The organism is Candidatus Borrelia fainii (genome assembly GCF_027925085.1).
Lineage (GTDB): Bacteria > Spirochaetota > Spirochaetia > Borreliales > Borreliaceae > Borrelia > Borrelia turicatae.
The window spans coordinates 563,268-575,999 of record NZ_AP027070.1 but is presented as its reverse complement, the minus strand read 5'-3'; the positions used below and the strand labels follow the sequence as shown (position 1 = coordinate 575,999).

Here is a 12,732-nt window from a genome sequence, read left to right as displayed (position 1 = left end):
ACATGAATAAAGAAACAATAAAAACATCAGAACACATTTTAAAATGTTTTGGGGGCATTGCAAATATCAAACAAGTAGACAAAGACCTAACTAGAATAAAAATATTAGTTGATAGCAATTCTCTAGTTAAGAGAAAAAATTTAACAGAAGATCAAAATATTATAGGAGCAATTAAGTCAAATGAATTTACAGAAATTGTAATGAACTTTGAAATAATTGATAACGTTTATAACAATATCGTGTATATGATGAATAAAAAAACACAATAGGACCCGTTTGGGTCCTAAACTTTAAAATTTCTTATATAATCAATGACAGCTTCGGGTCTTAATTCTTTATTTAAAATTTTATACACTATGCTTGCTAAATTATTACAACTTGAATCACTACCTAAAAATTTAAAAAGCATAGCAACTTCATTAGCAGCAATCACTCCCTCTGGCAAATAACCAATTTTATGAATATGATTTATCAAATCATCTATACCAGCCAAACCTTCTAAGATATTTTTACTAACAATTTCACGACCAAATCGTCTATTCCTTCCAAAAATACTTCTACAAGTAACATCTAAATCCCCAGAACCAGCTAAAAATAAAAATGTTTCTGAATTGCAAGAACCAAGCTTAAATGCAATATTTTTCATGTCATTTAAAGAAACTGAGAATAAAAAAGACTCTGTATTATTGCCTATCAGATTTGGATTTTCAATTTTATACTCATCCAAAATTCCAAATGCAATTGCAAATATATTTTTCAAAGCCGATGCTATTTGAACCCCAAGAATATCATCACTATAAAACATAGAAATAGAAGTATCACTAAATAAATTAATAAATTCAAAAGCATTGGCTCTATTCTTACTGGCAGCAACAAGTCCTGTAATAATTCCAAGTCCAACTTCTTCAGCATGACTTGGTCCCGCAATATAGGTAATTTCATCTTTATAGTCACTTAAAACACTCTCTGCAACATCTACAATCGTACGAGGCCTTTCATCAATTGTTAAAAAACCTTTTGTAAGGATTGCCAAATTAAACTTTTTAGTAGTGCACATACTCTTCAATTTATTCAAAACATTTAAAGTATAAAGAGAAGGTGTCACAACAAAAACATAATCGGCTTGATCTACAACATCATGCAAATTAGAACTTGCAACCAAATTATCTGGTAATTTAATATCCTTTAAATACTTGACATTTTCATGATCATTATTAATGCTCTCTTTAACATCTTCTTCAAAAGACCATATTAAAATATTATCTTTAAATTTAGATGCCAAAACCTTAGCAATAGCAGTTCCCCAAGCCCCTGCTCCTACTATAGATATTTTCATATATACCTCCTTATAATCATGGGTTTACAACAATTCATATTTTATTGTCTCGTCCAGGTAAACTCTAATCTTATCATTCTCTTTGAATTTTTTTGAAATCATGTCATTGATTAATAAACCTCCAATTTCCTTGAGCACAATTTTACGTACACTCTTAATGCCAAGCCCACTTCTATAAGTCTTATTTTGAAAATAATCGACAATATTTTCTTCAAAAAAAACATCGAATTTTTCATTCTTTAGTATCTTAACAAAATTATTCATCTCTTCAATAATAATTTTTTCAAAATCGTCCTCATCCACAGACTTAAAGAAAAAAATATGATCCACAAGGTCCAAAAACTGAGTAGAAAAACGTTTCTCTAGTAAACTTCTAGCATCGATTGTTTCGGTTTTAAATCCAATACAATCAAATTCCCTATGTTTTATATCAATATCTAGTATTATTATACTATTTGATAAACTTACACTTCTACCAATACTATCAAAAAGCCTACCCGTATTAAATCCTTCAAAAAAAAAATCTATAACCCTCTTGGAAGATTTATCAAAATCAGAAAGGACAATAATTGAACTTGAAGATTTACTTAAAAATTTAAAAAACTTAGTAGGTTCATCATAAGATTCAGATCCATATACAGGTCCTATTAACCTATTAATACCATCAAAATCACCATATTCACTCAGTCCCAAAGTCAATTTAGGTATCTTAAGTTCTTCTGATAAAATACATGAAAGCTTATTCTTATCTACATCAGAAGAACCCATCAAAATGAAGATACCAAGAGTATTATTTCTTAAGAGAAATTTAATCCTTAAAAGTTTGATGTTTAATATCAAATCAGATAAAACATTCTCATCAATTATTATGCTCTCTCTTATTTTACGCTCAAGATTAATGAATAAGTTTTGATCATAATCATCAAAATTAAAAACATTAGTTCCAATCATGGATTTAACAAAAATTTTTACATCATCGCCCGTTATAATTTTCTTATTACCCTCAAGTTTTAATTTAGCCCCAAGACCATCTAATAGGTCAAAAGCTTTATCGGGAAGAAATCTGTCTTTAATATACTTAGACATAGTAATTGAAGCCCATATGGCCTCATCTGTGTACTCCACATTATGATGTTTTTCATATTGTTCCTTAGCCCCTTTTAAAATAAGATAAGTATCCTTAAAGCTTGGTTCTTTAAGTTCTATGCTATGAAATCTTCTCATTAAAGCTTTATCTTTCAAAAAGAATTTTTGATATTCATATTTGGTAGTAGCACCAATTAATTTTACTTTACCTAAAGTTAATATAGGCTTTAACAAATTTGAAACATCTATGTTACTAAAAGACGTAGCCCCAGCTCCAACTATCATATGAATTTCGTCAATAAAAAGAATTACTTTTTTTTTTAAATATAAAAAATCCAAAAGTTTATTTACTCTATCTTCAAGATCTCCTCTATACCGAGTTCCAGATATAAGTCTTCCAATATCAAGGGAATAAACCTCATAACCTACCAATTCCTGAGGTACTTGGCCTACCTTGATCATATAAGCAAGTCCTTGCAATAATATTGTCTTTCCAACTCCAGGCTCTCCAAATACAATTGGATTACTCTTATATTTACGAAGCATTACTTGAATCAATTCGCATAATTCTTCCTCACGGCCAACCAAAGGGTTTTTATCTAAGCCTGGATCTAAACTATCAATAACATTAACTAAAAAATCTTCAACCAAATTATCATTATCAGACAAATCATCACTTTGCTCTAACTTTAAATAACCTTCTTCAAAAATACTCAAACCTCCATCCTTATCCATCTCTTTACCGAAAAGATCATTTGCAATAAATTTTTCATTTTCACTAGAGTTTAAATCTAAGTCTGAACCTAAGTAATCATAAACTTCAATTATCTTGTCAAAGATAGTCAAACTAAAACCCGATTTTAATAAAGCATCTAAAATTATATTTTTTCTTTTCCTAATTAATACCCATAACAAATCTTTCTCTTGCAACCTATAAGGCTTCTTATAATAAAAAATTGTATTGACTATTCCTTGATATAAATCATTCATCTTAAAAAGATAATCTGAAATATCAGAATCTCTTAAAGGAAGCTGTTCAAAGAACTTTTCCAAAATTTTATTAAAACTATAAAAATCAAGTGTACATAAACTAAGCAACTCTTTAATTTTTTCATCGCTAATTAAACTGTAAAAAATATGCTCTTCAGTAAAAACAAGATGCTTACGTTGCATAAAAAACAGAAATGATTTAAAAAACAAATTATTTAAAGCTCTTCTGTTATACATAAAACACCAACTACAAAATAACCCTCAAAATCCTTTTCTTGCCAATTTTAAGTTCAATTTCACCATTGATAAAATTATCCTTATTAAGACAATAATCTTGCTCCCCTATTCTTACTTTATCTATATAAACTCCACCAGAATTAATAAGCCGCCTAGCCTCTGATTTACTAGATACAACTTTAGAGAGAACCATCAGGTCAATTAATAAAATACTTCCTTTTAAACTATCTAATGCCAATTTAAAGCAAGGAATATCTGCTCTATCCCCTTCACCTCCTTTAAATGCTATTCGAGCTGCTGAGGATGCCTTTAAAGCTGCATCTTCTCCATGAACAATTTTTGTTATTTCAAATGCCAAGGTTTCTTTTGCCTTATTTAACAAATACCCTTTAACACTTGATATATGCTCGATTTCATCATCGCCTAAAAAAGTAAATAAATACAAAAAATTCTTAACATCCAAGTCAGGAACATTCCTAAAATATTGATAAAAATCATAAACACTGTAAAGCTCTGCATCGAGATAGACTGCTCCCTTTTCTGATTTGCCCATCTTTTTACCATCACTTCTTGTAATAAGCGGCAATGTAAGTCCAAAAACTTCTGTTCCCAATTTTTTCCTAACCAAATCAACCCCTGAGACAATATTTCCCCATTGATCATCGCCCCCAATTTGAAGTTTACAGTTCTTAATTTTGTTTAATATATAAAAATCATATGATTGCAAAAGTTGATAATTAAACTCAATAAACGAAAGACCATCCTTAATTCTTCTCTTATAAGTTTCAAAACCCAACATACGATTAACAGAAAAGCAAACCCCAATATCTCTTAAAAACTCAATATAATTAATATTATCAAGCCATTCTGAATTATCTAGGATATATCCGCGACTGAAATCTATTATTTTAAGCAATTGTGCTCTTATTGCCTTAACATTTTTTTCTATATCCTCTTTTGATAAGATTTTTCGCATTGAATCCTTACCTGAAGGATCTCCTATTTTTGTAGTTCCACCACCAACCAAAGCAATCGGGGTATGACCTTGCCTTTGAAGGTGTGCCATTGCCATAAAAGGAATCAAATGTCCAATATGCAAAGAAGTAGAAGTAGCATCAACACCAACATAAAAAACTACTCTCTCCTTATCCATTAATGTACTTAAAGCTTCCAAATTTGTACACTGTTTTAAGAATCCTCTCTTTTCCAAAATCCCTAAGGCAAAATTCATCTATTTGTAACTCCCCTATAATTTAGAATTTCAGTTCTAATATATGAATATAAATCATCGATAGGAATCCTTACTTGAGCCATACTATCTCTATCCCTTAAAGTAACCGTTTTATTCTCAATAGTATCATAATCTACTGTTACACAATAAGGTGTACCAATCTCATCTTGCCGCCTGTAACGTTTGCCTATCGTACCATTGTCATCATAAAACATATAAAAATCGTCGCTAAGCTGCATAAATACCTTTCTGGCAAGTTCAGGAAGTCCATCCTTTTTTACAAGAGGAAGTATTGCAACCTTATAAGGAGCAAGTTTAGGATGCAAACGCAAAACTATTCGTTTACCTTCTCCCTTAAGTTCTTCATGAGCATAAGCATCACAAAGAGTCATTAAAACACTTCTTGTAAGTCCAAGAGACGTCTCAATAACATAAGGAATATATTTATCACCGCTTGTTAAATCATGATATTCAAACAAGTTAGGCTTACCACAAAACTTTGCATGCTGAGACAAATCGTAATTACCTCTATTATGAATTCCCTCAATTTCTTGAAAACCAAATGGAAATTTATACTCAATATCAACTGCAGCTTTAGCATAATGAGCAAGTTCATCTCCTTTATGTTCTTTAAACCTAAGATTATCAGATTTTATTCCAAGAGTTTCAATAAAAAAATTCATTCTCTTTTGCTTCCAATAATAATACCAATCATCCATCTGATTAGGATGTACAAAAAATTGCATTTCCATCTGTTCAAATTCACAAGTCCTAAATATAAAATTCTTAGCTACTATTTCATTCCTAAATGCCTTACCAACCTGAGCTATACCAAAAGGAACTTTAAGTCTTGTAGAATCTAATACATTGCGAAAGTTAACAAAAATACCCTGAGCAGTCTCTGGCCTTAAATAAATTTCATTAGAACTATCCTCAACAGCTCCAATATTAGTCTTAAACATTAAGTTAAAACTTCGTGGAGTTGTAAACGTACCCTTAGAATTACAACTAGAACAACCATTAGACAAATCAATAAAATCTATTCTAAATCTATTCTTACAATTTTTACAATCCACTAATAAATCTAAAAAACTATCAACATGTCCTGACGCTTTCCAAACCTCAGATCTCATTAAAATCGAACTATCCAATCCTACCACATTTTCATGTAGGTAAACCATGGTGTTCCACCACTCTTTTTGTATGTTTTTCTTAAGCTCAATACCCAAAGGTCCATAATCCCATACACCTGAAAGACCCCCATAAATTTCGGAGGATTGAAATACAAACCCTTTTCTCTTAGCAAGCGAAATAATATCTTCTATTTTAATCATATTAAACATCCTAAAAATTTATTCCAAACACTTATTTACATTCATGTCTTTTCAAAAATTGCTGTGCTTGATTTATTCTATTAAAAACTTTAGTTTTACCAAGTAATTGCAAAGAATCAAAAAGAGGCGGTGATACCTTACTTCCAAGAACTGCGATTCTAATTGGAAGGAGTACTTCTCCCATTTTTAGATTATTTTCCTTAGCAAAATTATAAAAAATTTTTTCATTTTCAGACAATATTCTTGTTTCAAATCCTTCTAATAGTGGCTTAATCTTTTCTAAGAGCAAATAAATATCACCTGCTGTTTTCTTCTTACCTAAAAAATCATCTAAATTCCACGTTTTAATATCTTCATAAAAAAACTTAAGCATCGTCACAGACTCACTAAGTTTTCTAATTCTTGGCTTTATTAGAGAAACTAAAAGAATTAATTTTTGCTCATCAGAAGAATTAATATCTTTTTTAATGTAGCCTGCTTTTTGCAAGAATGGAATTATAAGTTTGGCCAACTCATTATTTCCTTTCTCCCTAATATAATGGCTATTAAAAAAATCTAATTTATTATAGTCAAAAACAGCAGGAGATTTATTGACTCCCTCAATAAAAAATAATCTTCGAAGTTCATCTTTTGTAAAAAATTCACTCTTATCATCATAAGACCAACCAAGCAAAGTAATATAATTAATAATGGCTTCTGGAAGATACCCATCATCAATAAATTGTTTTAAAGCTGTAGCACCATGTCTTTTACTTAATTTTTGCCCATCACTTCCCATAACCATTGGCAAATGACAATAAATTGGGGGATTCCATCCAAAAGCACTATAAAGAAGTACATGCAAAGGACCTGAGGAAATCCATTCTTGAGCTCTTAATACATGAGAAACTTCCATCAAGTGATCATCAACAACATTCGCAAGATGATAAGTTGGAAGCCCATCGGATTTAAGAAGAATAGGATCAGGACTAATATCCTTATTTGCCCATGTAATTTTGTCAAGTAAAATATCATTAAAATGAGTCTCCCCATCAAGAGGAATTTTAAATCTAATAACAGGAGTGATTCCTAAACTTAAAACATCCCTCATCTCACTTTTACCTAAATTTCTACAATGTCTATCATAACCTGGTGCCATCTTGTTAACAGTTTGAATTTTTCTAATTCTCTCTAGTCTCTCAGGCGTGCAATAACAATAATAAGCATTTCCCAATTCAACCAATTGTTTAGCATATTTTTGATATATTTCTGTTCTCTTTGACTGAACATAAGGTGCATAAGGACCACCACAAGTAGGACCCTCATCAAAATCAATGCCAAGCCACTCTAAACTTTGATACAGATCCTCTTCTGCTTCTTTAAAATACCTAGTTTGATCCGTATCTTCTATTCTAAGTAAAAATTTTCCACCACAAGATTTAGCAAAAAAATAATTGAATAAAGCTGTTCTAATTCCCCCAATGTGCTGAAAACCAGTTGGAGAGGGTGCATATCTAACTCTTATATTCACAACATAACCTCTTTTAGTAAAAAATATCCTTTTTTGAAATATCATAAATGTAGTAAAACACTACAAAAAATAAGTTTGAATTAAGCAACCTTGTATGCTTAACATTTAGTCGATCTTTATATTTAAAATATTTATCTCGTATCTCAAGTCTATTTTTTTCAACCAATTGGTACTCTAAATTTGATCTTTTTAAGACATAATAAAAATAAACTGTAAAAATAGGATCTCCTCTTAAAAAATACCTTTTTAAAAGGTTTATTTCATTAATCAACTTTTCATAATCTTTATCGGCAATAGTATTAAGTGCCACACAATACCTTAACCATTTATTTTTACTATATGCATGATTAGCAATTAAACCAGAAGCTTTCTCTTTATCCCTAAAACTAACACATATAGAATAAAGTTCCATGATTGCCTTATTACTCATTTTAGTATCTTTTAAATAAAAATAAATCTCGTCAAGACTATTTTTATCTTGTTTAATTAAAATTATTTTTAAAAGAAGAGAAATATCAAACACACTCTTAAGTGTTTTGCGCAGTATCTTAAGCTTTAAAAAAGTATAAGTATCATCTATGCCATTCAACATAAAATATAATCTTGAATATAAAAATTTAGAATAAACAATATTAAAAATAAATATAAATACAATAAAAGTTAAAATAAAAGAACAATGTAAAAAAATAAAGTCTAAAAAATTTGAAAATTTGAAAATTTCTAATAAATAAACAAAATACAAAAAAGCAACAAAAAATATGATATTAAAAATAAAAAGTATTCTGTCAACCATTAAAGATCTCTTATAATAAAGTTCAATGTTAAAATTAATGTATACATGTAGTATTATACTAAATAGATAGACAATTAATAAATAATATGCGATAGATGCTTATTATTAAGTTTGCAGCTTGAGGGGGAAAATGAAAAATTTTGATAACCTGGCAAAAGATTTAAAGAATTTTTCGTACATAATAGACAAAAACTTTTTAGTATGGCCTCAAAACTCGCTCTTACAACCTGTAAACACTGAACTTATTGAAAAATGGGACTTAAAGGGTGAACTCAAAATACAAAGAACGTTCTTTAATGAGACATTAATACAAGAAACAAAAAAGCTTATTAATGTAGAATATGATGAAGAATCAATTGCCAACTATCACATACTAATAAGTAATTTAGAAGAAATATATGAAAGTTGTAAGAAAAATAAAAAAATTTACTATCAAGACGTCCTTCCAGTCGTCAAAAAGGTAATAGAATTTTACAAAAAAAATCAACAAACATTCATAAAATATATGAAAGTACCTAAACTCCTATCCGATTATCATATTGTTCACTCAATAAATACCGCAATACTAACCGTAGCACTCGGAAACGAGATGAATCTAAATAATCACAAAATGGTTGAACTTTGCACAATAGCTATTTTGCACAAAATAGGTTTTCTATTTATCCCCTTGCAAATAAGTGAAAAAAAAGAAAAATTAAGTAACGAAGAATTTGAAGTAATAAAAAAATATCCCGTACTTGGTCATAAAATACTCTCAACAACTAATTTTTCACAATCTATCTGCTCAGCAATACTAAATCATAAAGAAAATTTAGATGGTTCAGGATATCCTAATAAACTTAAAAGTGAAAATATAAACATCGAGTCTAATATAATAGGTGCTGCTAGCGCATACAGCGCTATCCTTCTAGATAGAACATATAAAGGGGCTTTAAATTCTGGTGCATCCCTCATCGAACTAATACAAGACGCTAATAAGAAATTTGATAAAAGAGTTTTAAAATTAATAATTAAGGTTCTCTCCCAATGTCCTTTAGATTTTATTGTTGAACTCAATGACAACTCAATTGCCAAAATAACAAAAATTAACGAAGATAATGTTAATGTTCCATATATAAAATATATAATAAAAGATGGCAAAATTGTACCTCCTAGTGAAAATAAAAATTATGTCAAGTCCATACCCAAAACAGAAACAGGAATAAAAAAAATACTAAGACAAGATGAAATAGAATTTATTTCAAAAAAATATGGATTAAAAGAAATATAAAAGGAGTAAAGTATGATTTTAATAACATCTGCAATGGATGAAGAATCGATAGAAATAAATAAAATTATCGAAAAAAAAGAAGAAATTATATTAAATGATTATTCAGGTGAGAAGAAAATTTATAAGGGAGAAATTGCAGGTCACAAGGTAATCTCTTTAACTACTGGCATTGGAAAAGTAAATGCTGCAATGTGGAATAGCTACATTATATCAAAATATAAAATCACTCACATAATCAACTCAGGAACTGCTGGTGGGCTTAAAGAATCTGCAGATCTTAAAATAACAGACATCATAGTATCATCAGAGACTGCATTTCATGATTTTAACTTAACTAAATTTGGACATAAAATAGGACAAGTACCAGGCTTTCCACAAAAATTTAAAGCGGATGAAAATTTATTAAACAAAGTTGTTAATATTATTGAAGATACACTTAAAAATATTAGTGTTCATATTGGTCTAATACTTACAGGTGATCAATTTATTGGAGATAAAAAACAATTAGAAGAAATTAAAAATAACTTTGCAGATGCTTTAGCTGTAGAAATGGAAAGCGCTGCAATTGCCCAAGTAGCACACACATTCAAAATACCTTTTATTGTTACTCGCTCTGTATCTGATCTACCAAATATCAAGGATAATCACATAGACTTTAATAAATTTTTACAAGATGCATCAATAAATTCAGCTAAGATAGTAAAGGAATTAATTAAACTCATATAACTTAAATAAGGTGACAATATGCTCAATAATAATTTAACATCAACATCTGAAGCCGTATCTGAAGGACATCCCGATAAAATTGCGGATCAAATTTCTGACGCTATACTTGATGAAATACTTAAAAGAGATAAAATGGCTAAAGTCGCATGTGAAACTTTAGTTTCACAAAATTTAATAATCATAGCAGGAGAGATAAGCAGCAAAGCAAAAAAAGAAATAAATATAAAAGAAATTGCAAAACAAACAATAAAAAATATTGGTTACACAAATATAGAATATGGGCTTGATTACAAATCTGCTACAATAATTGATGCTATTGGCTCTCAATCAATTGACATCACAAATGCGGTTGATAAAAAAGATACAAACGATATAGGAGCAGGTGATCAAGGAATAATTTTTGGTTATGCATGCAATGAAACTGAAAATTTCTTGCCTATAGCATACGAATTATCTAACTTAATCCTGCAAAAAGCTAGCGAATTTAGAAAATCAGGTCAAATTAAATGGCTACGCCCCGACGCAAAATCCCAAGTTACCATTGAATATGATTCTAATAAAAATCCTATTAGAGTCAATAATATTGTTGTATCTCATCAACATGATCCAGGTATTCCCCAAGATTTTCTAAGACAAACAATCATTGAAAAAATTATCAAACCTACCCTTCAAAGTAAATCAATGCTTGATGAAAACATCAAATATTATATTAATCCCTCAGGCAAATTCGTCATCGGAGGGCCTACTGGAGATACGGGTCTTACAGGAAGAAAAATTATCGCTGACAGTTATGGCGGATTTGCAAGACATGGTGGTGGTGCTTATAGCGGCAAAGATGCTACTAAAGTTGACAGATCAGCAGCTTACATGGCAAGATACATTGCTAAGAATATGGTGGCAGCAGGAATTTCTAAAGAATTTGAAATGCAACTTGCTTATGCTATTGGAATCCCCAATCCAATATCCATTAAAATAACTACAGGTATAAATGATAACAAATATGAAAAAAAAATATTAAGTTTCATCATAAATAACTTTGACCTAACCCCAAACGGCATAATTAAAAAATTAAAATTAAGAGAGCCCATTTACTCTAAGACATGCACATACGGACATTTTGGAAAAAATGAACTAGAATGGGAAAAATTAGATCTTGTAGACACAATAAAAAAGGAGTTTAAAATATGAATAAAATACCAAGCTTTACAATTGATCACACAAAACTAAAACCTGGCATATATATTTCAAGAAAAAATATATTTGATAATTTAACATTCACTACTGTAGATATTAGGATGAAAGCCCCTAATAGAGAACCTGTAATTAACAATGCAGAAATGCATACAATTGAACATATAGGAGCAACATTACTTAGAAACAATAAAGTCTGGAGCGATAAAATATTATACTTTGGACCAATGGGTTGCCGGACTGGATTTTACCTGATCCTTTTGGGTAATTATGAAAGCAAAGATCTAATTGATTTAATATCTTGGCTTTTTCATGAAATTGCAAATTTTCAAGGAAATATTATAGGAGCAACTGAAAAGGAATGTGGAAATTACCAAGATCATAATCTAAACATGGCAAAATATGAGTCTAATCAATATTTAGCAATACTGGCTAACATAAAAGAAGAAAACTTAACATATCCTTAAAGTAAAATTTATTTACAATTTAAAAATATCATATCTTAAAAAAATTTAAGTAAAATACTCTACAACATGTAATAAAAATTAAAAGACATAATAATTAAATTATGTAGCAAATTTTTGTAAAATTCATTTTAAGAAAAAATCTCAAATATTCTGGATTATCTGTTTAGATAAGTCTAAAAACTCATCTCCTGAAAGTTCAATATTACTGCCCCTTGTAAAACCAAAATTATCTCCCTTAAATCTTGGAACCACATGAAAATGAGTATGAAAAATAACTTGTCCCGAGTCAGAGCCAATTGCACTATAAATATTAATTCCATTACAAATATTTGAACCTAACTTTTTCAAAGAGAGCGCTACTTTCTTACAAACCTTCAATATTTGTCCATTAAGTTCGTCACTCATATCCAGAGCATCATTGCTATGCTGTTTTGGAATAACAAGAGTATGTCCAATATTTAAAGGATTAACATCGAGAAAAGCAAGCACCAACTCATCCTCATAGACCTTATAACAGGACATTTCATTTTTTACTATCTTACAAAAAATACAACCACTCAA

The 12,732-nt window shown here is 29.6% G+C and carries 12 protein-coding genes; 5 read left to right on the top strand and 7 right to left on the bottom strand.

Annotated features, from left to right (window positions below; all coding sequences use genetic code 11):
• Positions 1-2 precede the first annotated feature (2 nt).
• A complete protein-coding gene (locus tag QMG63_RS02645; RefSeq protein ID WP_281861467.1) occupies positions 3-269 on the top strand; it encodes a PTS sugar transporter subunit IIB in 267 nt (88 codons plus the stop codon).
• 14 nt (positions 270-283) lie between these two features.
• On the opposite strand, the gene QMG63_RS02640 is transcribed toward QMG63_RS02645, so the two are convergent.
• Genes QMG63_RS02640 through QMG63_RS02615 form a run of 6 tightly spaced genes read right to left on the bottom strand, consistent with a single transcriptional unit; the run spans position 284 to position 8,517 of the window.
• Complete coding sequence (locus tag QMG63_RS02640; protein ID WP_281861465.1) at positions 284-1,336, bottom strand: NAD(P)H-dependent glycerol-3-phosphate dehydrogenase; 1,053 nt, start codon at positions 1,334-1,336, stop codon at positions 284-286.
• Between the two features lie 24 nt (positions 1,337-1,360).
• Complete coding sequence (locus tag QMG63_RS02635) at positions 1,361-3,649, bottom strand: AAA family ATPase (RefSeq protein WP_281861463.1); 2,289 nt, start codon at positions 3,647-3,649, stop codon at positions 1,361-1,363.
• A 10-nt stretch (positions 3,650-3,659) separates the two neighbouring features.
• Positions 3,660-4,880, bottom strand: a complete 1,221-nt coding sequence (gene tyrS, locus QMG63_RS02630; protein WP_281861461.1) for a tyrosine--tRNA ligase — start codon at positions 4,878-4,880, stop codon at positions 3,660-3,662.
• Positions 4,877-6,214, bottom strand: coding sequence for a glycine--tRNA ligase (locus QMG63_RS02625; protein WP_281861459.1), 1,338 nt, complete (start codon positions 6,212-6,214; stop codon positions 4,877-4,879). The genes tyrS and QMG63_RS02625 overlap by 4 nt, the downstream gene beginning before the upstream one ends.
• A 31-nt stretch (positions 6,215-6,245) precedes the next feature.
• Positions 6,246-7,769, bottom strand: a complete 1,524-nt coding sequence (gene gltX / locus QMG63_RS02620) for a glutamate--tRNA ligase (RefSeq protein ID WP_281861457.1) — start codon at positions 7,767-7,769, stop codon at positions 6,246-6,248.
• Entirely contained in the window at positions 7,738-8,517 is a 780-nt protein-coding gene (locus QMG63_RS02615) for a hypothetical protein (protein WP_345741250.1), read from the bottom strand. The genes gltX and QMG63_RS02615 overlap by 32 nt, the downstream gene beginning before the upstream one ends.
• A 130-nt stretch (positions 8,518-8,647) precedes the next feature.
• Here QMG63_RS02615 and QMG63_RS02610 point away from each other — a divergent pair, with 130 nt between their 5' ends.
• From QMG63_RS02610 to QMG63_RS02595, 4 genes are read left to right on the top strand one after another with little or no spacing between them, the layout of a single operon-like run.
• Positions 8,648-9,787: an HD-GYP domain-containing protein gene (locus QMG63_RS02610; protein ID WP_281861454.1), complete on the top strand. Its 1,140-nt coding sequence runs from the start codon at positions 8,648-8,650 to the stop codon at positions 9,785-9,787.
• Between the two features lie 12 nt (positions 9,788-9,799).
• Complete coding sequence (locus QMG63_RS02605; RefSeq protein WP_281861451.1) at positions 9,800-10,513, top strand: 5'-methylthioadenosine/adenosylhomocysteine nucleosidase; 714 nt, start codon at positions 9,800-9,802, stop codon at positions 10,511-10,513.
• 18 nt (positions 10,514-10,531) lie between these two features.
• Positions 10,532-11,701: a methionine adenosyltransferase gene (metK, locus tag QMG63_RS02600; RefSeq protein ID WP_281861450.1), complete on the top strand. Its 1,170-nt coding sequence runs from the start codon at positions 10,532-10,534 to the stop codon at positions 11,699-11,701.
• Positions 11,698-12,171, top strand: a complete 474-nt coding sequence (locus tag QMG63_RS02595; RefSeq protein ID WP_281861448.1) for an S-ribosylhomocysteine lyase — start codon at positions 11,698-11,700, stop codon at positions 12,169-12,171. The genes metK and QMG63_RS02595 overlap by 4 nt, the downstream gene beginning before the upstream one ends.
• A 141-nt stretch (positions 12,172-12,312) precedes the next feature.
• On the opposite strand, the gene QMG63_RS02590 is transcribed toward QMG63_RS02595, so the two are convergent.
• Entirely contained in the window at positions 12,313-12,732 is a 420-nt protein-coding gene (locus tag QMG63_RS02590; protein WP_281861447.1) for an HIT family protein, read from the bottom strand.